The sequence below is a fragment of the Streptomyces spectabilis genome (assembly GCF_008704795.1).
Lineage (GTDB): Bacteria > Actinomycetota > Actinomycetes > Streptomycetales > Streptomycetaceae > Streptomyces > Streptomyces spectabilis.
In genome coordinates, this window is record NZ_CP023690.1 from 6,451,735 (window position 1) to 6,477,903 (window position 26,169).

The 26,169-nt window shown below is 72.2% G+C and carries 24 protein-coding genes; 12 read left to right on the forward strand and 12 right to left on the reverse strand.

What is annotated here, in order from left to right:
* The first annotated feature begins 12 nt into the window (after positions 1-12).
* The 4 genes from CP982_RS28460 (at position 13) to CP982_RS28475 (ending at position 3,491) form a co-directional block, all read left to right on the forward strand.
* A complete protein-coding gene (locus CP982_RS28460) occupies positions 13-930 on the forward strand; it encodes a F0F1 ATP synthase subunit gamma (RefSeq protein ID WP_150513075.1) in 918 nt (305 codons plus the stop codon).
* Positions 930-2,366, forward strand: a complete 1,437-nt coding sequence (gene atpD / locus CP982_RS28465) for a F0F1 ATP synthase subunit beta (RefSeq protein WP_150513076.1) — start codon at positions 930-932, stop codon at positions 2,364-2,366. The genes CP982_RS28460 and atpD overlap by 1 nt, the downstream gene beginning before the upstream one ends.
* A gap of 132 nt (positions 2,367-2,498) precedes the next feature.
* Positions 2,499-2,873 carry a F0F1 ATP synthase subunit epsilon gene (locus CP982_RS28470; protein WP_016643256.1) on the forward strand — a complete coding sequence of 125 codons (375 nt, stop codon included), beginning with the start codon at positions 2,499-2,501 and terminating at the stop codon, positions 2,871-2,873.
* A gap of 159 nt (positions 2,874-3,032) precedes the next feature.
* Entirely contained in the window at positions 3,033-3,491 is a 459-nt protein-coding gene (locus tag CP982_RS28475) for a DUF2550 domain-containing protein (RefSeq protein WP_150513077.1), read from the forward strand.
* 80 nt (positions 3,492-3,571) lie between these two features.
* Here the strand turns inward: CP982_RS28475 and CP982_RS28480 are convergent, their stop codons facing one another.
* Both CP982_RS28480 and CP982_RS28485 read right to left on the reverse strand, forming a co-directional pair.
* Positions 3,572-4,249: a response regulator gene (locus tag CP982_RS28480; RefSeq protein ID WP_150513078.1), complete on the reverse strand. Its 678-nt coding sequence runs from the start codon at positions 4,247-4,249 to the stop codon at positions 3,572-3,574.
* Positions 4,246-5,427 carry a sensor histidine kinase gene (locus CP982_RS28485; RefSeq protein ID WP_229878482.1) on the reverse strand — a complete coding sequence of 394 codons (1,182 nt, stop codon included), beginning with the start codon at positions 5,425-5,427 and terminating at the stop codon, positions 4,246-4,248. Before CP982_RS28485 ends, CP982_RS28480 begins: the two co-directional genes overlap by 4 nt.
* Before the next feature lie 241 nt (positions 5,428-5,668).
* Here CP982_RS28485 and CP982_RS28490 point away from each other — a divergent pair, with 241 nt between their 5' ends.
* The gene (locus tag CP982_RS28490) at positions 5,669-7,948 is read left to right on the forward strand and encodes an MMPL family transporter (protein ID WP_150513080.1); all 2,280 of its coding nucleotides are present in this window, start codon (positions 5,669-5,671) and stop codon (positions 7,946-7,948) included.
* A 134-nt stretch (positions 7,949-8,082) separates the two neighbouring features.
* Here CP982_RS28490 and CP982_RS28495 read toward each other — a convergent pair whose 3' ends face one another.
* The 3 genes from CP982_RS28495 to CP982_RS28505 form a co-directional block, all read right to left on the reverse strand.
* The gene (locus tag CP982_RS28495; protein ID WP_150513081.1) at positions 8,083-10,035 is read right to left on the reverse strand and encodes a glycoside hydrolase family 18 chitinase; all 1,953 of its coding nucleotides are present in this window, start codon (positions 10,033-10,035) and stop codon (positions 8,083-8,085) included.
* A 179-nt stretch (positions 10,036-10,214) separates the two neighbouring features.
* Positions 10,215-10,862 carry a response regulator gene (locus CP982_RS28500; RefSeq protein WP_150513082.1) on the reverse strand — a complete coding sequence of 216 codons (648 nt, stop codon included), beginning with the start codon at positions 10,860-10,862 and terminating at the stop codon, positions 10,215-10,217.
* Entirely contained in the window at positions 10,859-12,058 is a 1,200-nt protein-coding gene (locus CP982_RS28505; protein WP_150513083.1) for a sensor histidine kinase, read from the reverse strand. The genes CP982_RS28500 and CP982_RS28505 overlap by 4 nt, the downstream gene beginning before the upstream one ends.
* A gap of 170 nt (positions 12,059-12,228) precedes the next feature.
* On the opposite strand from CP982_RS28505, the gene CP982_RS28510 reads away from it, so the two are divergent.
* The gene (locus CP982_RS28510; RefSeq protein WP_150513084.1) at positions 12,229-12,810 is read left to right on the forward strand and encodes a hypothetical protein; all 582 of its coding nucleotides are present in this window, start codon (positions 12,229-12,231) and stop codon (positions 12,808-12,810) included.
* A 30-nt stretch (positions 12,811-12,840) separates the two neighbouring features.
* Here CP982_RS28510 and CP982_RS28515 read toward each other — a convergent pair whose 3' ends face one another.
* The 3 genes from CP982_RS28515 to CP982_RS28525 are packed head-to-tail and all read right to left on the reverse strand — an operon-like array spanning position 12,841 to position 15,043.
* Complete coding sequence (locus tag CP982_RS28515; protein WP_150513085.1) at positions 12,841-13,413, reverse strand: cob(I)yrinic acid a,c-diamide adenosyltransferase; 573 nt, start codon at positions 13,411-13,413, stop codon at positions 12,841-12,843.
* A gap of 41 nt (positions 13,414-13,454) precedes the next feature.
* On the reverse strand, positions 13,455-14,204 hold the full coding sequence (locus CP982_RS28520; protein WP_150513086.1) for an ABC transporter permease: 750 nt from the start codon (positions 14,202-14,204) through the stop codon (positions 13,455-13,457).
* Between the two features lie 56 nt (positions 14,205-14,260).
* On the reverse strand, positions 14,261-15,043 hold the full coding sequence (locus CP982_RS28525; RefSeq protein ID WP_150513087.1) for an ABC transporter ATP-binding protein: 783 nt from the start codon (positions 15,041-15,043) through the stop codon (positions 14,261-14,263).
* An 83-nt stretch (positions 15,044-15,126) separates the two neighbouring features.
* Here CP982_RS28525 and CP982_RS28530 point away from each other — a divergent pair, with 83 nt between their 5' ends.
* The 4 genes from CP982_RS28530 to CP982_RS28545 all read left to right on the forward strand — a co-directional run bounded on the left by CP982_RS28530 (position 15,127) and on the right by CP982_RS28545 (position 20,165).
* Complete coding sequence (locus CP982_RS28530) at positions 15,127-15,765, forward strand: TetR/AcrR family transcriptional regulator (protein WP_150513088.1); 639 nt, start codon at positions 15,127-15,129, stop codon at positions 15,763-15,765.
* 171 nt (positions 15,766-15,936) lie between these two features.
* Entirely contained in the window at positions 15,937-16,785 is an 849-nt protein-coding gene (locus CP982_RS28535; RefSeq protein WP_150513089.1) for a 3-hydroxyacyl-CoA dehydrogenase family protein, read from the forward strand.
* A 172-nt stretch (positions 16,786-16,957) separates the two neighbouring features.
* On the forward strand, positions 16,958-17,281 hold the full coding sequence (locus CP982_RS28540; protein ID WP_016643271.1) for an STAS domain-containing protein: 324 nt from the start codon (positions 16,958-16,960) through the stop codon (positions 17,279-17,281).
* Positions 17,282-17,537: 256 nt separating this feature from the next.
* A complete protein-coding gene (locus tag CP982_RS28545) occupies positions 17,538-20,165 on the forward strand; it encodes an ATP-binding protein (RefSeq protein WP_229878479.1) in 2,628 nt (875 codons plus the stop codon).
* Between the two features lie 61 nt (positions 20,166-20,226).
* Here the strand turns inward: CP982_RS28545 and nucS are convergent, their stop codons facing one another.
* Positions 20,227-20,898, reverse strand: a complete 672-nt coding sequence (gene nucS, locus CP982_RS28550) for an endonuclease NucS (RefSeq protein ID WP_030685122.1) — start codon at positions 20,896-20,898, stop codon at positions 20,227-20,229.
* Between the two features lie 256 nt (positions 20,899-21,154).
* Between nucS and CP982_RS28555 the strand changes: the two genes are divergently transcribed.
* Complete coding sequence (locus CP982_RS28555; RefSeq protein WP_030685118.1) at positions 21,155-21,547, forward strand: SCO5389 family protein; 393 nt, start codon at positions 21,155-21,157, stop codon at positions 21,545-21,547.
* Between the two features lie 174 nt (positions 21,548-21,721).
* On the opposite strand, the gene CP982_RS28560 is transcribed toward CP982_RS28555, so the two are convergent.
* Entirely contained in the window at positions 21,722-22,759 is a 1,038-nt protein-coding gene (locus CP982_RS28560; RefSeq protein ID WP_150513090.1) for an LLM class flavin-dependent oxidoreductase, read from the reverse strand.
* Between the two features lie 213 nt (positions 22,760-22,972).
* On the opposite strand from CP982_RS28560, the gene CP982_RS28565 reads away from it, so the two are divergent.
* A complete protein-coding gene (locus tag CP982_RS28565) occupies positions 22,973-23,305 on the forward strand; it encodes an ATP/GTP-binding protein (RefSeq protein WP_150513091.1) in 333 nt (110 codons plus the stop codon).
* A gap of 79 nt (positions 23,306-23,384) precedes the next feature.
* Here the strand turns inward: CP982_RS28565 and CP982_RS28570 are convergent, their stop codons facing one another.
* Entirely contained in the window at positions 23,385-24,227 is an 843-nt protein-coding gene (locus tag CP982_RS28570) for an ABC-2 transporter permease (protein WP_372503526.1), read from the reverse strand.
* A gap of 191 nt (positions 24,228-24,418) precedes the next feature.
* Complete coding sequence (locus CP982_RS28575; protein ID WP_150513092.1) at positions 24,419-25,591, reverse strand: ABC transporter ATP-binding protein; 1,173 nt, start codon at positions 25,589-25,591, stop codon at positions 24,419-24,421.
* Between the last annotated feature and the right edge of the window lie 578 nt (positions 25,592-26,169).

Consider the following 26,169-nt stretch of genomic DNA (forward strand, 5'->3'; position numbering starts at 1 on the left):
GGGACCTGACTCATGGGAGCCCAGCTCCGGGTCTACAAGCGTCGCATCAAATCCGTCACGGCGACCAAGAAGATCACCAAGGCGATGGAGATGATCGCCGCCTCGCGCGTCGTCAAGGCGCAGCGCAAGGTGGCGGCCTCCACGCCGTACGCGACCGAGCTCACCCGCGCGGTCACGGCTGTCGGTACCGGTTCGAACACCAAGCACCCGCTGACGACGGAGGCGGAGACGGCGACACGTGCCGCCGTGCTGCTCCTGACCAGCGACCGCGGTCTGGCCGGCGCCTTCAACTCCAACTCCATCAAGGCCGCGGAGCAGCTGACCGCGCGCCTTGAGGCCGAGGGCAAGGAGGTCGACACGTTCATCGTCGGCCGCCGTGGTGTGGCCCACTACAACTTCCGCGAGCGCAAGATCGCGAAGCAGTGGACCGGCTTCACCGACCAGCCCGAGTACGCGGACGCCAAGACGGTCGCGGCCCCGCTGATCGAGGCCATCGAGAAGGACACGGCCGAGGGCGGCGTGGACGAGCTCCACATCGTCTACACCGAGTTCGTCTCGATGATGACGCAGACGGCCATCGACAGCCGCCTGCTGCCGCTCAGCCTCGAAGAGGTGGCGGAGGAGTCGAACGCGAAGAGCGAGATCCTTCCGCTGTACGACTTCGAGCCGTCGGCGGAGGACGTCCTCGACGCCCTCCTTCCGCGCTACGTCGAGAGCCGCATCTACAACGCGCTGCTGCAGTCGGCTGCCTCCAAGCACGCCGCCACGCGCCGCGCGATGAAGTCGGCCACCGACAACGCCGGGGACCTGATCAACAATCTGTCCCGGCTTGCCAACGCGGCCCGCCAGGCCGAAATCACCCAGGAAATCAGCGAGATCGTCGGTGGCGCGAGCGCCCTGGCCGACGCGACCGCGGGGAGTGACAAGTAATGACGACCACTGTTGAGACGGCCGCTGCCACGGGCCGCGTCGCCCGGGTCATCGGCCCGGTCGTCGACGTGGAGTTCCCCGTCGACGCGATGCCGGAGATCTACAACGCGCTTCACGTCGAGGTGGCCGACCCGGCCAAGGACGGCGAGAAGAAGACCCTGACGCTCGAGGTCGCCCAGCACCTCGGTGACGGTCTCGTCCGCGCCATCTCCATGCAGCCCACCGACGGTCTGGTCCGCCAGGCCGCGGTCATCGACACCGGCGACGGCCTCACCGTCCCGGTCGGCGACTTCACCAAGGGCAAGGTGTTCAACACCCTCGGCGAGGTGCTGAACGTCGACGAGCAGTACACGGGTGACCGCTGGTCCATCCACCGCAAGGCCCCGAACTTCGACGAGCTCGAGTCGAAGACCGAGATGTTCGAGACCGGCGTCAAGGTCATCGACCTCCTCACCCCGTACGTCAAGGGTGGAAAGATCGGTCTGTTCGGTGGTGCCGGTGTCGGCAAGACGGTGCTCATCCAGGAGATGATCTACCGCGTCGCCAACAACCACGACGGTGTCTCCGTGTTCGCCGGTGTCGGCGAGCGCACCCGTGAGGGCAACGACCTCATCGAGGAGATGTCGGACTCGGGCGTCATCGACAAGACCGCCCTTGTCTTCGGCCAGATGGACGAGCCCCCGGGCACCCGTCTGCGCGTGGCCCTCGCCGGTCTGACCATGGCGGAGTACTTCCGCGATGTGCAGAAGCAGGACGTGCTGTTCTTCATCGACAACATCTTCCGCTTCACCCAGGCCGGTTCCGAGGTCTCGACCCTGCTCGGCCGCATGCCGTCCGCCGTGGGTTACCAGCCGAACCTGGCCGACGAGATGGGTCTCCTCCAGGAGCGCATCACGTCGACCCGTGGTCACTCGATCACCTCGATGCAGGCGATCTACGTCCCCGCGGACGACCTGACCGACCCGGCCCCGGCCACCACCTTCGCCCACCTCGACGCGACGACGGTGCTCTCCCGTCCGATCTCGGAGAAGGGCATCTACCCGGCCGTGGACCCGCTGGACTCCACGTCCCGCATCCTGGACCCGCGGTACATCGCGCAGGACCACTACGACACCGCCATGCGGGTCAAGAACATCCTGCAGAAGTACAAGGACCTCCAGGACATCATCGCGATCCTCGGCATCGACGAGCTCGGCGAAGAGGACAAGCTGGTCGTCTCCCGCGCCCGTCGTGTGGAGCGCTTCCTGTCGCAGAACACGCACGTCGCCAAGCAGTTCACCGGCGTCGACGGTTCGGACGTCCCGCTGGACGAGTCGATCACCGCGTTCAACGCGATCTGCGACGGCGAGTACGACCACTTCCCCGAGCAGGCGTTCTTCATGTGCGGTGGCCTCGAGGACCTCAAGGCCAACGCCAAGGAGCTCGGCGTCTCCTGAGTCCCGTGACTCGCGGAAGGAGGGGCGGGCGCACCCCCGAAAGGGGACCGCGTCCCGCCCCTCCCTCCACGCCGACTAGAATTTGACCCAACACCCGGCTGAACCGCCGGGTGGTGACCCGAGGAGCCACCCTTGGCTGCTGAGCTGCATGTCGAGCTGGTCGCCGCCGACCGTAGTGTCTGGTCCGGCGAGGCCACCCTGGTCGTCGCGCGCACCACGTCCGGCGACATCGGCGTCATGCCCGGTCACCAGCCGCTGCTCGGTGTGCTGGAGTCGGGCCCGGTGACCATTCGTACGAGCGACGGCGGCACCGTCGTCGCCGCGGTGCACGGCGGATTCATCTCGTTCGCGGACAACAAGCTGTCGCTGCTCGCAGAGATCGCCGAGCTCTCCGACGAGATCGACGTCCAGCGTGCGGAGCGGGCGCTCGAGCGTGCCAAGTCGGAGGCCGACGCCTCCGCCGAGCGGCGCGCCGACGTCCGACTGCGTGCGGTGGCGGCGCGCTGACCCCAGCGCGCGGCGTAACGTGACTCAGCCGCGGCCGGGTCCGGAACCTTCCGGACCCGGTCGCGGCTGCGGCAATGCGGGTGCTTTTTCGGGTGCGGTAGTTCGGTCCGTTTCGGGAAGTCGTGTTGAGACTGTAGTGAGGCGAGGAGGTCGGTGCCGATGATCCTCGTTCTGCTCGTGTGCGGACTTGCGTTGATCGCGCTGGTGTTGCTGGGGCTCTTCGTCTTCGGCCTGCGCCGCAGACTCATCCAGCGCTCCGGCGGCACCTTCGACTGCAGCCTGCGGTGGAACGCGCCGGATCCCCAAGAGGCCCCCGACACCTCGGGTAAGGGGTGGGGATACGGGGTCGCCCGTTACAACGGGGACCGGATCGAGTGGTTCCGAGTCTTCTCCTACGCACCCAGGCCGCGGCGCGTCCTCGAACGGTCGGCGATCGAGGTCGTGGACCGGCGCGCGCCCGACGGCGAGGAGGAGCTGGCGCTGCTCTCCGACGCGGTGGTGCTCGGCTGTCTGCACCGGGGCGTGCGCCTTGAGCTCGCGATGAGCGAGGACGCGCTGACCGGCTTCCTGGCCTGGCTGGAGGCGGCACCGCCCGGCCAGCGCGTGAACGTGGCGTAGGCCTTGGACCCCCGCCTTTTCGGCGCTCCGCGCCTCGTCCTCAAACGCCGGACGGGCTGGCAGATCCAGCCTCTTGAGGGCTACTCGCCGCCCGCTGTGATCAGGCCCGATTCGTAGGCCGCTATGACCGCCTGGGCGCGGTCGCGGGCGCCCAGTTTGGCGAAGACCGCGGTGACGTGGTTCTTCACCGTGGAGGGGCTGATCCGCAGCTCCTCGGCTATCTCCGTGTTGTCGTACCCCCGGGCGATGAGCGCCCAGACGTCCGTCTCGCGGGACGTGAGGTCGGGGCGGACGCGCGGCGTGGCCGCCCGGGGCGCGGGCGTGGTGACGTACGCCGAGATGAGCCGGGTGAGCAGCCGAGGGGCCACCGCCGCCTCGCCGCGGCTCACGGTGTGGACCGCGGCCACCAGCTCCTCGGGCGACACGTCCTTGGGCAGGAAGCCCGCGGCGCCCGCGCGCAGCGCCCCGACCACGTACTCGTCCATGTCGAAGGTGCTCAGGGCCAGGACCCGGCAGTCGGGCAGCTCGGCGGCGAGGGCCGCGGTCGCCTCGACCCCGTCGAGGCGGGGCATGCGGATGTCCATCAGCACCACGTCGGGCCGGAGCCGCAGCGCGAGGTCCACGGCCTCGCGGCCGTCCCCGGCCTCGCCGACGACGCTCACGCCCGGGTCGGCGTGGAAGATCAGCGCGAGCCCCCTGCGGACCAGCGGCTGGTCGTCGGCGATCAGGACGGTCAGGGGGCTTTCGGAAGCGGTCAACGGATCGTCGCTCTCTCGTGGGGCGCGGAGGCCTGCTCGGCGGCGGGCAGGGGCAGTGTCGCAAGGACCCGGAAGCCACCCTCGGGCCGGGGTCCCGTCTCAAGGGAGCCCCCGTGCAGGGCGACGCGTTCGCGCATGCCGACGAGGCCGTGTCCGGAGCGGCCCTTGCGCGGGGTGGTGGTGCCGGAGCCGTCGTCGCGGATCTCGACGGTGAGCAGCTCGGGCCCGTAGGCGAGGCGCACCGTGGCGCGGGCGCCGCCCGCGTGCTTGCGGATGTTGGTGAGGGCTTCCTGGACGATCCGGAACACGGTGAGGCCGAGGGTGGGGGCCAGCTCCTGGCGGACGCCGTCGACGAGCAGCTCGGTGTCCACCCCCGCCTGGCGCGACTCGGCGACCACCCGGGGCAGGTCGGTGACGTCCGGCTGGGGCGCGGCCGGGCGGCCCTCGGTGTCGTCGTCGGTGCGCAGGACGTCCAGGAGCTGGCGCATCTCGCTGAGCGCGAGGCGGCCGGAGTCCTCCAGGGACTCCAGGGCGTCCTGGGCGAGGGCGGTGTCGTGGTGGAGCACCTTCCGCGCGCCGCCCGCCATCAGCTGCATGGCGGTGATGTGGTGGGCGACGACGTCGTGCAGCTCGCGGGCGATGCGGCGGCGCTCGGCGGCGACCGCGCCCGCGGCGAGGAGTTCGCGGTGGGCGGCGAGCTGTCGCTGCCACTGGCGTGCGGCACAGCCGGCGAGGACCGCCATGCCGACGGCGACGGCGGCCCCGATGATCGCGCGCACCCACCGCTCGTCCTCGATGACGCCGGGCAGCTGGAGCCCGATGAAGGTCAGCGCCCCCGCGGTCACCGCCACCCGCAGCGGCCGTTCGAGGGCCACGGCGAACAGGGCGGTGAGCAGGGAGATGGGCTGGCCGTACGGGCCGGGGCTGAAGTAGGCGACGGCGGTCACGACGACGAGCACGCCGGCGAGGGCGGCGAGGGGCCGACGCCGGTGCCAGACCAGGCAGAGGGGGAACAGGAAGTGCAGCGCGATGACCCCCCCGTGCCAGCTCTCGCCGTCGGCCCCCGTGTTCAGCGCGTAGGCGGTGAGGTCGAGGACCAGGGCGGCGAGCGCCACCTGGACGTCTCGGCGACTCGGCCTCCGGGGGCCGGGCCGTGGCGTGTGGCTGCGCGCGAGCATGCCGTACTGACTCCTTGCCGGGGGAACGTGTGTGTCCATTCCAGTCTGCGGGATCGGCGCGGGCGTCATCCCCGGGGCGGAGCGCGCGGCTAGGAGCAGGGTCCTGGTCGGGCGGCGGGCCGTGGCCCTGGTCCCGGGGCGGGTTCGTCGCAGCGGGCGAGGTGGACGCGGGGGAGCCGGTGATCTGCTGGAAGAGCCCGGTGGGACCGGGCTTCACCCACCTGCCGGAGGAACCGGAACCATGATCAGATCCTTGGCGGCGTGCACGACGCGCCATGCCTGGAAGTTCATCCTGCTGTGGACGGTGCTGGGTCTCGCGCTGACCCTCGTCGGCCAGTCCAAGATGTACAGCGTCACCGAGCCCGACGTCGGAAACTTCCTGCCGAAGTCGTACGACTCGGCGGCCGCCCTGCGGATCGCGGAGGACAAGTTCGGCGCCAAGCCCGACGGCAACGCCGTCACCGTGCTCGTCGCCCGTGAGGACGGGCGCAAGCTCGCCGCGGCCGACAGCGCGCGCATCGACAAGATCGCGACCGGGCTCGGCAAGCACCGCCTGACGATGAAGAACCCCGACGACGTGCCGTCGTTCATGCTGGAGGACCACTCCCAGACGCCGCTCGTGCGGCCGATGACCGACGCGCCCGACAAGTCGTTCCGCCTGCTCTCGGTCTCGCTCAAGGGCAACAGCAACGACCCCGCGCTCCAGGACGTCTTCCGGGACTTCCGTGAGCACGCGGAGAAGGAGTTCGGCCGGGCCGACCTGCGCAGCGGGTTCACCGGCGGCCTCGCGGACCTCGCCGACACGGCGGAGGACCAGGAGGACACCGAGAAGCTGGTCGGCATCCTGACCCTGGGGCTCATCGTGCTCCTGAACGTCCTCGCCTTCCGCAGCGTGCTCGCCGCGCTCCTGCCGCTGCTCGCGGTCACGATCATCGGAGGCGCCGCGACCGGCGCGGTGGTCGGCACGGCCATGCTGTTCGACTTCAAGCTCGACCCGTCGACGCCGTCCCTGATCACCGTGGTGCTCCTGGGCATCGGCATCGACTACTTCCTGTTCCTGCTGTTCCGCTTCCGCGAACTGCTGCGGGCCGATCCGGCGGCGCGCCCCCGGGACGTCGCGGGGGAGTGCGCGGGCCGGGTCGGCGCGGCGATCACTTCCGCCGCGCTCACCATCGTGGCCGCGTTCGCCACCCTGGGCATCGCCAGCTTCGGCCAGTTCAAGGTGCTCGGCCCGGCCATCGCGGTGTGCGTCCTGGTGATGCTCGTCGCCAGCCTCACCTTCATGCCCGCGCTGCTCGCGGTCTCCGGGCGCAAGATGTTCTGGCCGTCGAAGTCGCTGCGCAAGGAGCCGCGCCCCGGGATGAGCGCGCGGCTCGGGGAGCGCGTCGCCCGGCGCCCGTTCCTCTTCGCGGCCGCCAGCATCGGGCTCCTGGTGGCGCTGAGCGCCGGTGCGCTCGGCATGAAGATGGACTACGGCACCGGCTCGGGCCCCGACGACACGCCCGCGGCGGTCACGGCCAAGGAGATCTCCAAGGCGCTGCCCGGCGGCGTGGACAGCCCGCACACCGTGTACGTCGCGGCCGACGGGGCGAAGAAGGTCACGATCGACCGGGCGGGACTCGAAGGCCTCGCCAAGGACCTGAAGGCCGTCAAGGGCGTCGGCCGGGTGGCCGCGCCCGTGCTCAACAAGGAGCACACGGCCGCCAAGGTGGACTTCTACCTGGACATGGACGTGCAGTCGCAGCACGCCCGCGACGTGGTCTCCGACGAGGTGCGGCCGGTCGTCTCCAAGGCGGCGCCGCCCGGCACCGAGGCCCATGTCTCCGGGCAGGCCGCGATCTTCTCGGACGTCTCCGAAGCGGTGTCGAAGGACCTCAAGGTGGTCTTCCCCGTGGCCGCCGCGCTGATCGCCCTGATCCTGGTGGCCCTGCTGCGCAGCCTGCTTGCGCCGCTGGTCCTCATGCTCGCCATCGGGCTCGGCTTCACGGCGACGCTCGGGTCCGGCGTGCTCGTCTTCCAGCACCTGCTCGACCGGCCGGGCGTGTCCTTCACGCTGCCGCTCGTGCTGTTCCTGTTCGTCGTCGCCCTCGGCACCGACTACAACATCCTGATCAGCGACCGCATCCGGGAGGAGATGGGGCGGCCGGGATCGGCCCGGCAGGCGGTGGCCGCCGCGGTGCGGCACACGGCCCCGGCCATCGTCACCGCCGGAGTCGTCCTCGCGGGCTCCTTCGCGAGCCTCGCCGTGAACCCGTCCCCGGCCACCCAGGAGATCGGCCTCGTCACCGCGCTCGGCATCGGCCTGTCGTCGCTCGTGCTCTCGATCGTCCTGGTGCCCGCGGTGGTGGCGATGCTCGGCCGGGCGACGTGGTGGCCCTCGCGGTCGGGCCGCGGATCCGGCGGCGCGCACGGCGGCGGCCACCGGGCACCCGCGCCCGCGCCCGCGCCGTACGGGACGTACCCGGGCCCCTACCAGCAGCAGGAGTACGGATCGCCGTACGGCTCGGAGGTCCGCCGCTGACGGGCGGGCGCGAAGAAGCCGGGGAGGAGGGGGGCGTTCCCGCCTCCCCGGCTTCGCCATGGGCCCCGGCCGTGTCAGGGGGCGGAGCACGGCCGGGGTCGCCGAGGGGGGGTGCCCCTCGGGTTCGGGGAGGGCTACTTCAGGCCCTCGTGGATGGCGTTCACCAGCTCACCGCTCGCCGTGTCGCCGCTGAACTCCCAGAAGAAGGCGCCGCCGAGGGACTGCTCCTTGGCCCAGGCCATCTTGGCCCGGATGGTCGCCGGGGTGTCGTACGACCACCAGTTGGTGCCGCAGTGGGCGTAGGCCGTGCCCGCCACGGTGCCGTTGGCGGGGCAGGAGTTCTTCAGGACCTTGTAGTCCTCGAAGCCCGCCTCGTAGGTGCCCGCGGCGGGGCCGGTGGCGGTGCCGCCCGGCTCCTTCTGCGTGACGCCGGTCCAGCCGCGGCCGTAGAAGCCGATGCCGAGCAGCAGCTTCTTCGCCGGGACGCCCTTGGCCTTCAGCTTGGCGATCGCCGCCGCCGAGTTGAAGCCCTGCTTGGGGATGCCCGGGAAGTCGGTCAGCGGGGAGTGCGGGTTCGTGGGGCCCTTGGCGTCCCAGGCGCCGAAGAAGTCGTACGTCATCACGTTGTACCAGTCGGTGTACTGCGCGGCGCCGCCGTAGTCCGCGGCGTCGATCTTGCCGCCGTCGGAGCCGTCGGCGGTGATGGCGGCGGTGACCAGGTTGTTCGCGCCGAACTTGGCCCGGAACGCCTGCATCATGTTCTTCATCACGGCGGGACCCGAGGTGTCGCAGGTCAGGCCGCACGCGTTCGGGTACTCCCAGTCCAGGTCGATGCCGTCGAAGACGTCGGCCCAGCGCGGGTCCTCGACCAGCTTGTAGCAGGAGTCCGCGAACGCCGCCGGGTTCTTCATGGCGTCGGTGAAGCCGCCGGACCAGGTCCAGCCGCCGAACGACCAGAGCACCTTGATGTGCGGGTACTTGGCCTTGAGCTTGCGGAGCTGGTTGAAGTTGCCGCGCAGCGGCTGGTCCCAGGTGTCGCCGACCCCGTCCACCGACAGGTTGGCCGGGACGGCCTTGTCGTAGTCCGCGTAGGCGTCGCCGATCGTGCACTTGCCGCCCTGGACGTTACCGAAGGCGTAGTTGATGTGCGTGATCTTCTCGGCGGAGCCGGACGTCACGATGTTCTTGACGTTGTAATTGCGCTGGTAGATGCCCCAGTTGGTGAAGTAGCCCAGCTTGACCTTGTCACCGGGGTCCGGGCCGGGGCCGCCGCCACCGGTGGTGCGCACCTTCACCGCGGTGCTGACGGGTCCCGTCTGGTCGGCGGTGTCACGGGCCTGGACGCTGTACGAGTAGTCGGTGCCCGCGGTCAGGCCGGAGTCGGCGTAGGCGGTGCCGGTGACCGTCGCGACCTTGGTGCCGTCGCGCAGGACGTCGTAGTTCTTGACGCCCTTGTCGTCGGTGGCGGCCTTCCAGTCCAGCTTCACCGAGGTGTCGGTGACGGCGGACGCGGTGGGGGTGCCGGGGGCCGAGGGCGGGGCGTCGCCGGGCTGGCCGCCGCCGTCGCAGCTCTCGCCGTTCAGCTTGCAGCCCGAGGGGTTGCCGCTGCCGCTGCCGTTGAACCCGAAGGTGACCGAGGCGCCGGGGGCGAGCGTCCCGTTCCAGCCGAGGTTCTTGGCGGTCCAGTGGTCGGCGGAGTTGGTGATGGTGGCGTCCCAGCCGGAGGTGACACGGGTTCCGGCGGGGAAGTCCCACTCGACGGTCCAGCTGCTGATCGAGGCGGTGCCGGTGTTCTTGATCGTCCACTTGCCCTCGAAGCCGGCGCCCCAGTCCTGGGTCTTCTGGTACGTGGCGGTGGCCCCGGCGGCCGCCGCCTTCGGCGCGGCCGAGGGGGCCGCCTGGGCGGATCCGCCGAGGGCGACCAGGGTGGCGAAGGGGAGCAGCAGGGTGGTGAGCCCCGCTGTCAGCCGGTGCCGTGACCGGTGTCGTGACCTGTCTCTGACGCGCAAGGTGTGCTCCTCGGTCGAGTTCCGGGGTGGGGTGGAACCCTGCGACGCCCGTGAGCACGGTGTGGATGTCGTGTACATCTCCTGTGCTCACCGCAGTGCGGTGAGAATAGAAAGGTCTGGACCAACGGTCAAGAGGTTCAACCAGTGGCCGAAAAGGGGTAGTTGGGGTGGCTAGGGCGTGTCCGATGCGACGCCGCGCCGACCCGTCGGACACGCCCTAAGCCCGCCCGGCGTTCGCGGGCGGGCGCGCAGGGAGATCAGACCCCCAGCTCCTGGGCGAGCACGGCCGCCTGCACCCGGCTGCGCAGCTCCAGCTTGCCGAGCAGCCGGCTCACATGGGTCTTCACGGTGGCCTCCGCCATGTCGAGGCGGCGGCCGATCTCCGCGTTGGACATCCCCTCGCCGAGACAGGAGAGGACCTCGCGCTCGCGCCGCGTCAGGGCGTCGAGGACCGCGAGGTCGGGCGCGTCCGGGGAGCGCACCGGGCGCGGGGCCGCGAACTCGGCGATGAGCCTGCGGGTGACGGCGGGCGCGATCAGACCCTCGCCGCGCGCCACCGTGCGGACCGCGTCGAGCAGCGCCTTCGCCTCCGTGTTCTTGAGCAGGAACCCCGAAGCGCCCGCGCGCAGCGCCCCGAAGACGTACTCGTCCAGATCGAACGTCGTCAGGACGAGCACGTCCGCCAGCTGCTCGGCGACCACCTGGCGGGTGGCCGACACGCCGTCCAGGCGCGGCATCTGCACGTCCATCAGGACGAGGTCGGGCCGCAGCTCGCGGGCGAGCGCCACGGCCTGCTCGCCGTCCGCCGCCTCGCCGACGACCTCGATGTCGGGCGCGCTGCGCAGGATCAGGACGAGGCCCGCCCGCACGGCGGACTGGTCCTCGGCGACGAGGACACGGATCATTCGGTCACCTCTTTGTCTGCGGGGTCCACGGGCAGCCGGGCGGCCACCTGCCACACCTTGCCCCCGGGTGTGTCCGGGTCCGGCTCCGGGCCCGCCGCGAACGTGCCGCCGAGCAGCGCGGCGCGCTCCCGCATGCCGACGAGCCCGGCGCCCGAGCCGGGCGCGCGGGGGCCCGGCGTGTCGCCGTACGGGCTCGTGACGCGCACCCACAGGGCGCCCGGCCACTGGCCGAGGGCCACGGCGACCCGGCCGGGGGCGGCGTGCTTGAGCGCGTTGGTGAGGGACTCCTGCACGATGCGGTACGCGGCCAGCTCGACCGGCGCGGGCAGGGCCTCGTCGTCCGGGGCGCGGGTGTCGTCGAGCACGACGTCCAGGCCGTTGACGCGGGCGTTCTCGACGAGCGAGCCGAGCCCGCCCAGGGTGGGCGCGGCCGCGGGCTCCAGGTCTCCGCTGGAGTCCCGCAGGATGCCGATGAGGCGGCGCATCTCCGCGAGGCCCTCGACGCTGTTCTCCCGGATGACGCCGAGCGCGTCCCGGGTGGTCCGCGGGTCGTCGAGGGAGAGCGCGGCCGTGGAGTGGATGGCGATGGCCGACAGATGGTTGGCGACCATGTCGTGCAGCTCGCGGGCCATCCGGGCGCGCTCGGCGGTCACCGCCTGGGTGCGGTCCATCTCGGCCAGGAGCGCGGTCTGCGCGGCGCGCAGGCGGGCCATCTCGGCGGCCTCCCGGTGGTTGCGTACGAGCACGCCGGTCGTCGCGGGTGCGAACGACACCAGGGCGGTGACGGCACCGATGAGGAGGGCCTCCGGCTCCCGGAACCACGCCAGGCAGCCGACCGTCATCGCCACGGTGATCAGGCCCGTGGTGACCGGGATGCGCCGGGCCGCCGCCGGGGTGCCGTACACGACGGCCGCGTACACCAGGTCCGTGAACATCACGACCGTCGCCAGATTGCCCGGCGTGAACTGGTCGGCGATCAGCGCCAGGGTGCCGACGGCGAGGGCCGCCTGCGGCGCCGACCGGCGCAGCAGCACAAGGCCCGCCATGACGAGCAGCGGCAGCAGGGTCCACAGATGGCCCAGCGGGCGGCCCATTTGCATGTGCAGCCCCAGCGCCCACAGCACGACCCCGCCGACCAGACTGCCGACGGCGATGCGCACGTCGACGACGTCGGGGCGGGTCAGGGGCAGCGGCATGACTCCATCCAACACGGCGTACGGCGCCGCGGCCTCCCTACGCGGGGTGAGGCCCGAGTACATCGAAGGATGCACCCGCACTTCGTCACTGGCGACGACGATCCGCGGCCGCGCGGCCGGGAGCCTTGAGGGGTGAGCGGGAAGACCAGCACGGCCGGAAGGAACGAGCCATGATCGTCACACTGATCATCGTCTGCGAGGTGGGCTTCTGGGCGATCCTCGCCGGGGGCCTCGCCCTGCGGTACTGGGCCAGGATGCCCCGCGCGAGCGTGGCGGTCCTGCTCTGCGAGCCGCTCCTGGAGATCGTCCTGTTCGTGGTCACGGCGATCGACCTGAAGAACGGCGCCGAGCCGGACTGGAAGCACGGCCTGGCCGCCGTCTACATCGGCTACTCGGTCGCGCTCGGCCACTACACGGTCAAGTGGGTGGACGTCCGCGTCGCCCACCGCTTCGCGGGCGGCCCGAAGCCGGTCACCCCGAAGTACGGGTGGCCGCGCGCGCTGCACGAGTGGAAGCTCGCCGCCCGCTGGGTGCTCGCCGCGGTGATCGCGATGGGTCTGCTCCAGGGCGCGATCTGGTACGTCGGAGCCGACGGCGAGACCGGGTCGCTGCGGATGTGGCAGCAGAAGATGCTCTGGGTGATCGGCATCAACCTGATCATCGCCGGCAGCTACACCCTGTTCCCGAAGCGGGTGCCGGCCCCGGGCCCGGAGGAGAAGGCCGAGGAGGGGCACCCGCTCACGAAGGTCTGAGCAGGCGTTCGAGACCGGCTGCGCTACGCCTCAGCGCTCCCCGCCCGGGACCCACAACACGTCCCCGACCTCCTTGTTGGCCGTCCGCGCGAGGATGAACAGGAGGTCGGAGAGGCGGTTGAGGTACGTGGCGGTGAGCGGGTTCATCGTCTCGCCGTGCGCCTCGAGGGCGCCCCACGTGGAGCGCTCGGCCCGCCGCACCACCGTGCACGCCTGGTGCAGGAGCGCCGCCCCCGGCGTACCGCCCGGCAGGATGAAGCTGCGCAGCTTCTCCAGGTCCTCGTTGAAGCGGTCGCAGTCCGCCTCCAGCTTGTCGACGTACGCCTGCTCGACGCGCAGCGGCGGGTACTTCGGGTCCTCGACGACGGGGGTGCACAGATCGGCGCCCACGTCGAAGAGGTCGTTCTGGACCCGGGTGAGGACCGCCACGACCTCCGTGCCGAGGCCGCCGAGCGCGATGGCCGTGCCGATCGCGGCGTTGGCCTCGTTCGCGTCGGCGTACGCGGAGATCCGCAGGTCGGTCTTGGCGGTCCTGCTCATGTCGCCGAGGGCGGTGGTGCCCTGGTCGCCGGTACGGGTGTAGATGCGCGTCAGATTGACCATGCGGCCAGGGTAGGTGAGCCGGTCGCGGGGCCGGACGGGCCCTAGGACCCGGCGGAGCGCACGACGCGGGTGCCGACCGTCACGGCGGCGAGGGCGAAGCCGACGGCGACCAGGACGCCGTACAGCATGTGCGCGGTGGCGTACTCGCCGACGTACGCGTCGCGGACCGCGTCCACGAGGTAGCGGAACGGCGTGAAGTGCGAGAGCACGTCCAGCCAGCCGGGGCCGAGGGTCATCGGCAGCATCAGGCCGGAGAGCAGCATGGACGGCATGGCGAGCCCGTTGACCGTCGGGCCGAACTCCTGCGGGGTGCGGACCTTGAGGGCGAGCGCGTACGACAGGGCGGCGAGCGCGACGGTCAGCAGGGCCACGAACGCGAAGCCGATCAGGATTCCGGCGAGCGGCGCCCGCAACCCCATCGCCAGGGCGGCCAGGACGAGCAGCACCGACTGGAAGACGAAGAGCGCGGCGTCCCGCAGCAGCCGCCCGAGCAGCAGCGCGAGCCTGCTGACCGGCGTCACGCGCATCCGCTCGACCACGCCCCAGCTGTTCTCCAGGATGAGCGCGAAGCCGCTGAACGAGGCGCCGAACAGGCTGAGTTGGAGCAGCAGGCCCGGCACCAGGACCTGCCAGGAGTCGCCGTCCGCGGCCAGCGGCAGATCTGTGAGCAGCGGGCCGAAGAACAGCAGGTACAGCAGGGGCATGAGGACCCCGAAGAGCATCTGGAAGCGGGAGTTCAGGGTCTGGCGGGCATAGCGCCTGAACAGCAGCGCGGTGTCGTGCAGAAGCATGGCGGTATCCGGGGTTCGAAGGTTCGACGGTTCGCAGGGGGCGCGTGGGCGCGGCGTCAGACCGCGACCGGCGCGGTGTCCACGGGGGCCGGGCCGCGCCCGGTGATGGCGAGGAACGCGTCTTGGAGCGTGGCGTCGGGCGACCCCGCGTACCGCTCCTTGAGCGCGGCCGGGGTGCCCTCGGCGACGACCACGCCCTTGTCCACGACGACGATCCGGTCGGCGAGGGCGTCGGCCTCGTCCAGATAGTGCGTGGTGAGGAAGACCGTGGTGCCGTGCTCCGCGCGCAGGCTGCGCACCAGCGCCCACAGGTCGGCGCGGCTGGCCGGGTCGAGCCCCGTGGTCGGCTCGTCGAGGAAGAGGACGGCCGGGCGGTGGACGAGGCCGAGCGCGATGTCGAGCCTGCGCCGCTGGCCGCCGGAGAGCGCGGCGGTGCCGCGGCCGAGCAGCTCCGTCAGGCCCAGGTCCGCCGCCAACTCCACGGCGCGGGCCGCGGCTTCGGCCTTCGGCAGGTGGTAGAGCCGCCCCTGGAGGACCAGCTCGTCGCGCACGGTTTCCTGCGGGTCGACGCCGCCGGACTGGGCGACGTACCCGATCCGCGCGCGCACGCCCGCCGGGTCCCGCACCAGGTCGCAGCCCGCGACGGTGGCGGCGCCGCCGGTGGGCGGCAGGAGCGTGGTGAGCATCCGCAGGGTGGTCGTCTTGCCCGCGCCGTTCGGTCCCAGGAAGCCGAGGATCTCGCCGGGCTCCACGGTCAGGTCGATGCCGCGCACGGCCTCGACGGGGCCGCTCTTGGCGGCGAAGGTCCGGGCGAGTCCGGCGGTACTGATGATTGCCATGGAGACTACAAAAACAGAGTGACTGAAATTTTGCAATGCCACCAATTTTTCATGGACCTCAGAACGGCGCCTAGGATGAGGTCATGGCTGAGGGACTCAGGGAGCGCAAGAAGCGACAGACCAAGCAGCGGATCTCGGACATCGCGACCGGGCTCTTCCTGGAGCGCGGCTTCGCCTCCGTGACCGTCGCCGACGTCGCGGAGGCGGCGGACGTCTCCGTCAACACCGTCTACAACTACTTCCCGGCCAAGGAGGACCTCTTCCTCGACCGGGGCGCGGACATGGCCGACCGGCTCTCGCGCTGGGTGCGCGGCCGGCGCGCGGGCGAGTCCGCGGCCGACGCCGTCCTGCGCGAGCTGCGCACGCTCGTCGAGGGCGTCTCGCCCACCGTCGGACTCTTCGCGGGCTACGCCGACTTCATGCGGGTCATCACCGACTCGCCCGCCCTGCGCTCGCGGCTCTGGGCCTTCCAGCAGGAGAGCCTGCGGGACCTGGAGACCACGCTGCGCGCGGAGGCGGGCCCCGGCGGCGGCCATCTGCCGGACCTCGTCGCGGGCCAGCTCGACTGGCTGCACGCCGGCGTCCTGGCCTGGATCGGCACCCAGATGGTCCAGGGCCGCGACCCCGGCGAGGTGTCCCGCGAGGCACTCGTCCTCATCGACGAGATGGAGGAGGTCCTCGGCGAACGGGTCCTCAACTACGCCGTCCGCGAGGCCTCCTGACGCCCTGCGGCCCCGCCCGCCGCCCGCCCCGGTGTGATGTCCGTCAAACGGCACGTGGCGTGCGTCTCTTCACCGCCCCACGGCAGCTCACGAGCGCTAGTGTCCGCTGCAGAGCGAAACGTAAACAGCGTGTAAGCGCTCCGTCATACGCCAGGCAAGGGGAGTCGTAACGTGGCACGAAAGCTCGCCGTCATCGGAGCCGGACTCATGGGGTCCGGTATCGCCCAGGTCTCCGCCCAGGCGGGCTGGGACGTGGTCCTGCGCGACGTCACCGACGAGGCGCTGACCCGCGGCACCGACGGCATCAAGGCCTCGTACGAGAAGTTCGTGGGCAAGGGCAAGCTCGACGCCGCGGACGCCGAGGCGGCTCTCGCCCGCATCACGACCACCACCGACCTGGACGCCGCCGCCGACGCGGACGTCGTCGTCGAGGCCGTCTTCGAGAAGCTGGAGGTCAAGCACGAGATCTTCCGCACGCTCGACAAGCTCGTGCGGGACGAGACCGTGCTCGCCTCCAACACCTCCGCCATCCCGATCACCAAGATCGCGGCCGTCACGCAGCGGCCCGAGCGGGTCGTCGGCGCCCACTTCTTCTCGCCGGTGCCCCTGATGCAGCTGTGCGAGCTCGTCCGCGGCCACAAGACCAGCGACGAAACCCTGGCCACCGCCCGCGAGTTCGCCGAGTCCGTCGGCAAGACCTGCATCGTCGTCAACCGCGACGTCGCGGGCTTCGTGACCACCCGCCTCATCTCCGCCCTCGTCGTCGAGGCCGCCAAGCTCTACGAGTCGGGCGTCGCGACCGCCGAGGACATCGACATCGCCTGCAAGCTCGGCTTCGGCCACGCCATGGGCCCGCTCGCCACCGCGGACCTCACCGGCGTCGACATCCTGCTGCACGCCACCGACAACATCTACACCGAGTCGCAGGACGAGAAGTTCGCCGCCCCCGAGCTGATGCGCCGGATGGTTGACGCCGGTGACATCGGCCGCAAGAGCGGGCAGGGCTTCTACAAGCACTGAGCACGAACCATGACGTGCTGTCACTCCGAGGGTCACCCCTCGGAGTGATTTCGGTATCGGTTCGCTTACAGACGGCAACTTCCTCACCCACGTGACAGTCAGTTGCTGTGACATACGCAGACGCCTCGCGGCACGGGCGTCACACACGACACGGCACTCTTGGGGAGCGCATATGCACATCAGGGGCGACCAGGCCCAGCTGGTCGTCGGGGGACGCCTCGACGTGCGCAGCGCGGCGGACGCCCGGACGGTCCTGCACTCGGCCGTCGACGACGGAGCCGGTGACCTGGTGCTCGACCTGTCCGAACTCGACTCCTGGGACGCCACGGGGCTCGGCGTCATCATGGGCGCGCACCGGCGCGCCGGGCGGTGCGGACGCAGGCTCGTCCTGCGCGACGTGCCACCGCAGATGCAGCGCCTGCTCGTCGCCACCCGACTGCACCGCATCCTCGCCATCGAGGGCGGCATCGGCGTCGAATCGCTTCCTCGCGTCTGACGCGTACCCCGCGCACGCCGCGCGGACAAGCGGCGCGAGCGGTGCGGGACGGCATCACACGCGCAATCCTCACGAGACTGTGACGTCTCGGGCGGCGCGGTACCCCGCCCTCCGTGGAGATACTGAAGACGGTTTAGGGTTCGGTCCGCCCGAACGATTGACGAACCCACACGGGGGCACCGGACCAGCAGCGACAGCGCGGTGTGCCCAAGGCCGGAGGGGGCTTCGCACACGACGCATCTGGGGGGCTTGGACCATGGACCCGACGAACCGGGGACCGGAGGAGTACGGCCGCGACGGCCGTGACGACTACGACGGCCGTGCCGACGACGGTTACGCGGACCACGAAGGCCGCGACGGCTACGCAGGCCAGGACGGTTACGACGCCGACGCGCCCGACGCCCACGACGGCGCGGCGCCGGAGAACCGCCCGCCGCAGACCGACGCCTCGACGGGACCCGCGAGCGCCCACGGGCCCGGCATACCCGGCCTCGGCGCGCCCGCACCCGGACCCGTGCGCGCCGTGCGACTCGTCTCCGGCGACTTCCTGCTCACGATCAACCCCATAGACGGCAGCGAGATAGAACCCTGCCCGCCCGGCGAGCAGCCCGCGCGCCCCCACAAGTACACCGCCGCCGAGCGCGCCGAACGCCGCCGGGCCGCCCTGCCGCCCGCGCCCACCGGCCCCGCCCTGCCCCGCACCCCGCTCCTCGGCCGCCAGGAGGAGCGCGAACGCCTGGTACGGCTGCTCGCCCGCGGCCGCTCCGTGCGCCTGACCGGGCCCGCGGGCTCCGGGCGCACCGCGCTGCTCGACGCCGTCGCCGAGGACTGCGCGGACCTCGCCCCCGACGGCGTGATCCGTCTCTCCGGCTACCACCGGACACCGACGGACCTCCTGTACGACCTGTGCGCCACCGTCCACGACACCCGGCAGTACCGCCCCGACCGGGCCCTGCTCGCCGAACTCGTCGGCGAGATAGGCGCCGTCGTCGTCCTCGACGACCTGGAGTTCGGCGGCGCCGCGCTCGAAGAGCTCCTCGACGCCACACCCGAGTGCGCCTTCCTCGTCGCCGCGACCCCCGACGTCGCCGCGCCCGCCCCCGAGTCGCACCTCGAAGAGGTCTTCCTCGGCGGACTCGGCCGCGGCGGCGCCCTGGAGCTCCTGGAGCGCGCCGTCGGTCGCGTCCTCACCGACGACGAGGCCGACTGGGCGGGCGACCTGTGGTTCGAGTCCGAGGGCCTGCCGCTGCGCTTCGTACAGGCCGGGGCGCTCCTCAGGCAGCGCGACCGGCTGCGCGCGGGGGACGACGTGCCGCTGCCCTCGCTCGCCGACGGCGCCGCGCCCGCCGCCCTGCTCGCCTCCCGGCTCGGCCCGTCCGCGCGCGCCGCGCTGCGGTTCGCCGTCGCGCTCGGCGGGGAGCTGCCGCACCCGGCTCATCTGCCCGCGCTCGTCGGCGACACCCACGCCGACGCGGCGCTCGCCGAGCTCGTCGACTGCGCCCTCGTGACCCCCGTCGGCGGGCACTACCGGCTCGCCGCCGGAGTGCGCGTCCAACTGGAGAACGCCGGGTACGCCGACGACGCCGCCACGCACGCCCAGTCCGCCGCCCAGCACTACGCCTGGTGGTCCGGGCACCCCTCGGTCGCCGCCGAGCGCGTCGCCGCCGAGGCGGACGCGGTGCTCGCGGCGCTCACCGCGCTCGTCGCGGCCCGCGGCGGGGCGCCCGTCACCCCGGTCGCCGTCGCCGATGAGCCGTCCGCCGCGGTGCTGCTCGCCCGCACCGTCGCGCCCGCCTTCGCCGCCGGGCTCCACTGGGGCGCCTGGGAGCGGGCCCTGCGCGCCGGCCAGGAGGCGTCCCGCACGGCCGGCGAGGTGGCCGAAGAGGCCTACTTCCACCACGAGTTGGGGATCCTCGCGCTCTGCGGCGGGCGGCTCGACCGGGCCCGCGCCGAACTGGAGGCCTCCATCGGCCTGCGCGGCGTCCTCGCCGACAAGCGCGGCACGATCGCGGGCCGCCGGGCCCTCGCCCTGGTCGCCGACCGCTCCGGCGGGGTGCTGCCCGGGGGCCGCACCGCGGCGGGCGAGGAGGTGCCCGACGCCCGGTCCGAGGAGTCCGCCTCGCCGCCCGGCGGGGTGTCCACCGCCTTCGTGCCGCCCCTTCCGCCCGTGCCGACCGCCTCGCCCGACGAGGCGGAGACGGTGGTCACCCGGCAGGCCGGGCCGCCGCCCGCGCCGGTCCGCGGGCCCGCGCCCACCCGCCGCGCCATCCTGCGCGGCACGCGCCGCAACCTGGTCGCCGCCGGGGCGGGCGCGCTGCTCGTGGCCGTGCTCGGCACGGTGGTGACGCTCGGCGCGACCTCCGACAACAACGACGGCGGGTCGCACGACAAGGTCCGTACCGACCAGTCCGCGAGCGCGGACGACGACGGTGGCGGCCTCGGCGCCGACAAGCCGTCCGACGGCTCCTCGCACCGTCCCGCCGACCCCGGCAGGGACGGTGTGCCCGGCACCTCCGACGACCCGACGCCGCCCAGCGGCAGCGGCAGCCCGTCGCACGGCGACGGCGACGGTGACGGCGACGGCACGGCGAGCCCCTCCGGCAAGCCCAGCGGCAAGCCGTCGGACAAGCCCACCAACCCGCCGACGACGAAGCCGCCCACGTCCAGGCCGCCCGCCACCCGCCCGCCGACGTCCCGGCCCCCGACGTCCAGGCCGCCGACCACGCAGCCCCCGACGTCCCAGCCGCCCACGTCGCAGCCGCCGACGGCCCCGTCCTCGCCGAATACCTCGAACTCGGCGAGCGGCCCGGTGACGTCCTCGGCCCCGGTGAGCAGCAGCGCCGGCTCGCCCTCCGACGGCGGGCCGGGCCCGTCGACCGCCTGAGCGCACACGTGAGAGGGGGCGGGCCCGGCCGGGCCCGCCCCCTCTCCCACAGCGGTGGGTGTCAGAAGAGCCGCAGCTTGTCGTCCTCGATGCCGCGCATCGCGTCGTAGTCGAGGACGGTGCAGCTGATGCCCCGGTCCGTGGCCAGGACGCGGGCCTGCGGCTTGATCTCCTGGGCGGCGAAGACGCCCTTGACCGGCGCGAGGTGCGGGTCGCGGTTCAACAGTTCCAGATAGCGGGTGAGTTGCTCCACGCCGTCGATCTCGCCGCGGCGCTTGATCTCGACGGCGACGGTCCCGCCGTCGGCGTCGCGGCAGAGGATGTCGACGGGCCCGATCGCCGTCATGTACTCGCGGCGGATCAGCGAGTAGCCCTCGCCGAGTGTCTCGATCCGATCGGCGAGCAGCTCCTGAAGGTGTGCTTCCACGCCGTCCTTGATGAGACCGGGATCCACGCCCAGCTCGTGCGTGGAGTCGTGCAGCACTTCCTCCATCGTGATGATGAGCTTCTCGCCCGCCTTGTTCGTGACGGTCCACAGATGGGATTCGTCGCCCGAGCCCTCCTTCAGGGTGCACGGCGGCGACATCCAGTTGAGGGGCTTGTAGGCCCGGTCGTCAGCGTGGATGGAGACGCTGCCGTCCGCCTTGACGAGGATCAGGCGGGGGGCCGACGGGAGGTGGGCGGTGAGCCGGCCCGCGTAGTCCACGGAGCAGCGGGCGATGACGAGACGCATGGTCGGCAACGCTACTCGACAGCGGGACGGTCCTGCGAATTCGCGCTCCCCCGCGCCCGCGCGCGGCCCCTGGGCCGCACCACTTGTCCGGCGATGGACCCGTTCGAACCTGGCCAGTTATCCGCCCAATCTCCTGGTGCCCTCCACGGGCGTTGCCTACCGTATAAGCAGGAGGTCGTCACGCGTGCACGCTGCGTATGCGGGCTCCTTCCCTGCCCGTAAGCCCCTGCTGCTCGGGGGTGCGAGAGGAGAACCCATGTCGCTCGACGTCTCACCGGCACTGTTGGAACAGGCCGAGCGAGGCGAGGTCGACGAAGCTGCCTTCGTCGACTGCGTCCGGACCTCCCTGCCTTACGCATGGGAGATGATCAGCTCCCTGGTGGCCCAGCTGAAGGTCGACGGCGGCGAGTTCGCCGACAACCAGACGCCGCCGCCGGACGAGCAGGCGCGCGGACAGCTGCTGCGCGCGCTCGCGAGTGACGCGATCCGCGGCGCCCTGCAGCGCCACTTCGGGGTACGTCTGGCGTTCCAGAACTGCCACCGGGTGGCGGTGTTCCCTCTGGACGCCTCGGCGGACGACAGGCTGGCCAAGTTCACTTCCATCCGGGGCCAGCTGCTGAACCAGTCGCCTGAACTGCGGGACTGCTAAGGACTGGCTGCCGCTCCGTACGCGGGAGGTGTTTCAGTACCGGAGCGGCAGCCTTTCGCTGGCGGGGGCGCCTTGAACGGCCGGGGCTCTGGTGGGTTGGGCTCCTCTTTCGGCTGCGGGCTTGATCTGGCTGGGCGCGCAGTTCCCCGCGCCCCTGACGGGGCGCGTCGTCGTCTAGGTCAGCTGGGGGAGTACTTCCGTGCCCAGGCGGCGGACGTTGTCCTCCGTTGTCGTCAGGTCGCCTGAGCCCTCCACGAGGAACGCGAAGCGCGTGATGCCCGTGCGCTCCGCGGTGGCGGTGATGCGGTCCACGCACACCTGGGGCGTGCCCACCGGGTGGATGGCGCACAGCAGTTCCGTGTACGCGAGCGGGTCGCGCATGGCGCGGACCCTGCCGTCCACCGTGACATGGGCCTCCAGGCCCTGGCGCAGCCAGCCGGGCATGGCCTTCGTGAGCGTCTCGGCCGCCTCCACGCGGCGGTCGGCGACCTGGACGACACCCGCCGAGACATGGGCGGCGGCCGCGATCTCGTCCGGCGTGCGCCCGGCGGCGCGCGCGTGCCGGTTCCACAACGCCACCATTTCGGCCTTCTCCTCGTCGCCCACGTGCATGCCGAGCAGCATCGGCAGACCGCGGGCCGCGGCGAGACGGACGCTCGACGGCGAGGTGCAGGCCACGACCACCTCGGGGGCGTGCGGCGGTTCCGGTGTGCCGACGCGCTGGAGACGCGGCACCACCGCGACGTCACGGAAGTCGAAGCGGCCGCCGGGGCCGCCGACCCGCGGCTCCCCGCTCAGCCAGCGGAGCAGCAGGTCGAGGGATTCCGGGAACCCCTTCTCGTACGCCTCGATCCCGGAGCCGAAGACCTCCAGGTCGACCCAGGGGCCGCCGCGCCCCACGCCGAGCGTGAAGCGGCCGCCGGTGGTGAGGTGCAGCAGCGCGGCCTGCTCGCCGAGCGCCACCGGATGGGCGGTGGGCAGCACGGTCACGGCGGTGCCGACGCGCAGGCGCCGGGTCCGGCCGAGCAGCAGGGCCGCGAGTGTGATCGCGGACGGACACGTGCCGTACGGCACGAAGTGGTGCTCGGCGAGCCAGACGCTGTCGAGGCCCGCCTCCTCGGCCACCTCGGCGGAGCGCACCGCGCGGTGCAGCGCCTCCCCATGGCCCTGGCCCGGGAACTGGGCGGCCAGCACAAAGCTTCCTAAGCGCATCGAACTTCCTGCCTCCTTGGCGCCGACGCGGGGCACTCCCTCCCACCGGCAACAACGCATGACACGTGCCAAGGGCACGGCTTGGCGGGCAGATTGGCAGATTTTCTCCGTACCGGCCGGGGGGTCCGCCGGGGCCGGTGAGGGACGCGTACCCGGTTCCGCGGCGCGTAGGCTGGACGGGCCCCGCCCCCCGTGCAACCCGTGAGGTGTCCCGTGTCGCCGCGTCGCAACCGCCCCAAGGGCGCCGGAGAGTCCGCACCGGTCCCGGACGCGGAGCCGTCCGGGCGTTACGGCGGTTTCGAGCGCACCGAGGACTGGCAGGGCGAGGACTGGCGGGTGCGCCGGGTGGCGGGCGCGAGCGCGGCGGGCAAGACGTACCGCTGTCCGGGCTGTGACCAGGAGATCCCGTCCGGCCTCGCGCACGTGGTGGCGTGGCCCGCGTACTCGGGCGTGGACGAGCGGCGGCACTGGCACACCGGCTGCTGGGGCGCGAAGGACCGGCGCGGCGTGAAGGAGCGCCGGTCGCGGAACGCGCCGCGGTACTGAGCGCTTCCGGCCGTATTCGCAAACGGCACGGCGCCCCGGCCGGGAGGGCCGGGGCGCCGTGCCGTGACGCGGGTGCGGGTCAGACGTCGCGCTTCTCCAGCAGGGCGAAGGCGCCGACCAGGGCGGCCGCCGTGACGACGACGAGCAGCACCAGCTGACCGCCGCCACCGCCGTCGAGGCTGGAGTCGATCTTGAAGATCTCGGCGAGCGAGCTGATGGCGTTGTACTCCTCCATCTTCTCGCCCAGCTTCTCGGTGCTCGACCAGATGCCGAGGAACGCCGGCATGATCGCGGGGACGAGCACCACACCGAGCATCGTGGTGATCGCACCGGCGGAGTGACGCAGTATCGAGCCGACGGCGAGCGCGAGCACGCCGAGCAGCGAGACGTACAGACCGCCCTTGAAGACCGTGTCGATCCACGAGACCTCGCCGACCCCCGGGCCGCTGTGCGCGCCCGAGGCCACGAGGCCCACGAAGAAGATGGAGCCCGCGGAGACGACGAAGGCGATCACGAAGAAGACCAGGGCCTTCGCCGCGAGCACGCGGGACCGCTGCGGCGACGCGGTGAACGTCGTGCGGATCATGCCCGTGCCGTACTCGGACGACGTGACCAGGACGCCCAGGGTGATCAGGCAGATCTGGCCGAGGATGAGGCCGAAGAACGCCGGGATGGTGTACGGCACGTCCACGTAGTCGGCGTCGTCCGTCTGCGCGACCGCGAGCAGGCCGATGCCGATGACCAGGAGCAGGAAGACGCCGAGCGTCCACATCGTGGAGCGGACCGACTTGATCTTCGTCCACTCCGAGGAGAGGGCGTGACCGAGGTTGGTCCTCTTGATCGGGATCGGCGAGGTGTACGCGTTGTTCATCGCCTGCTGCCACGCGGAGGGCGGCGCGGGCGCGGCGGGCGCCGGGGCCATCGGCGTCGCGCCGGGCAGGGGGGCGCCGTGCGGCGGAACCCCGTGCGGCGGCTGCGGGGCGGTCGCCACGGCCACGGGCTGCGGGGCCGGTGCCTGCGGCGCGGGCGCCTGGGCGGCCGGGGCCTGCTGCGGGGCCGGGGGCTGTGCGGGCTGCTGGGGCTGCGCCTGCGGCTGCGGAGTCTCAGGCGTGGTCATCGGGCTTCCTCGCTGTCGCGCTTGGTCATCTCGGGGGAGGCGGGGGCCTGCGGGGCGGCGTACGGGTTCGGCTGCGTGCCCGCGGGCGCGGGCGGTACGCCGGGCGCGCCCTGCGGCATCGCGAACGGCTGGCCGCCCTGCTGGGGCGGCGGCGGGGCGTACCAGCCCGGCTGGCCCTGCCCGGGCACCGGCATGTGCGGCTGCGGCTGCGCGCCGGGCGGCAGCTGCTCCTGGAGGCCCGCGCGCTGGTCGACGGTCGAGCGGTAGTCCACGGCGCCCTGCGTCATGCGCATGTACGCCTCCTCCAGGGAGGCCTGGTGCGGCGACAGCTCCCACAGGCGTACGTCCGCCTGGTGCGCGAGGTCGCTGATGCGGGGCAGCGGCAGGCCCGTGACGCGCAGCGCGCCGTCCGGCTCGGGCAGCACCTGGCCGCCGGCCTCGGTGAGCGCGCCGGACAGCTTCTCGCGCTGCTGCGGATCGGTGTCCGGGGTGCGGACCCGGGCGAAGTCGGCGGAGTTCGCCGAGATGAAGTCGGTGACGCTCATGTCGGCGAGCAGCTGGCCGCGGCCGATGACGATGAGGTGCTCGGCGGTCAGCGCCATCTCGCTCATCAGGTGCGAGGAGACGAAGACCGTGCGGCCCTCGGCGGCGAGCGACTTCATCAGGTTGCGCACCCAGAGGATGCCCTCGGGGTCGAGGCCGTTGACCGGCTCGTCGAAGAGCAGCACCTGCGGGTCGCCGAGCAGCGCGGCGGCGATGCCGAGGCGCTGGCCCATGCCGAGGGAGAAGCCCTTGGAGCGCTTCCTGGCCACTTCCTGCAGGCCGACCACGCCGAGCACCTCGTCCACGCGGCGGGCCGGGATGCCGGACAGCTGCGCGAGGCAGAGCAGGTGGTTGCGGGCGTGCCGGCCGCCGTGCACGGCCTTCGCGTCGAGGAGGGCGCCGACCTGGCGGGGCGCGTTCGGCAGCTTGCGGTACGGGTAGCCGCCGATCGTCACCTGCCCTGCCGAGGGGGCGTCCAGGCCCAGGATCATGCGCATCGTCGTCGACTTGCCGGAGCCGTTGGGGCCCAGGAAGCCGGTCACGGTGCCGGGCCGCACCTGGAAGGAAAGGTTGTACACGGCTGTCTTGGCGCCGTAGCGCTTCGTCAGGCCGACTGCCTCGATCATTCTCCGCACCCATCGAATGGTTCAGGACGTCGGGGCACACGCCCCCGTAAGGGTTAGGAGGATATCTGCGGCGTGACGGTTCCGGCCAAGACCAAGTAAAACGATCCCCTGGCGTAGGCGCCCTCCACAGCTTCCCCGCCGCTACCGCGCCGCGGTTTCCCCCACCCGCCCACCCGTACCTGCCCCGGCACCCAGGCCCGCCCCCGACCTAGCGGCTCCCGGCCCGCCGCCCGTCTACCCGCCGCTACCGCGGCGGTGTCTCCCGCCCACCCACCCGTTCCTGCCCCAGTGGCACGGTCCGGCCCCGGCCTCGCGGCTCGCGGCCCGTTGTCCGGCTGTCCGCCGCTACCGCGGCGGTGTCTCCCACCCGCCCACCCATACCTGCCCCAGCGGCGTGGCCCGGCCCCGGCCTCGCCGCTCGCGCCTGGGCCCGCGTGGGGCAGACCCAGCCCGTCCGGCGTTTGAGGACAAGCGCGTTAGCGCGGTGGGTTGAGCTCGGCCGACGGGTGGGTGGGGGAAGAACCAGGTGCGGGGCGAGGCTCCGGGGGAGTGGGCCGGGGCCCAGCGGCAGGAGGGGG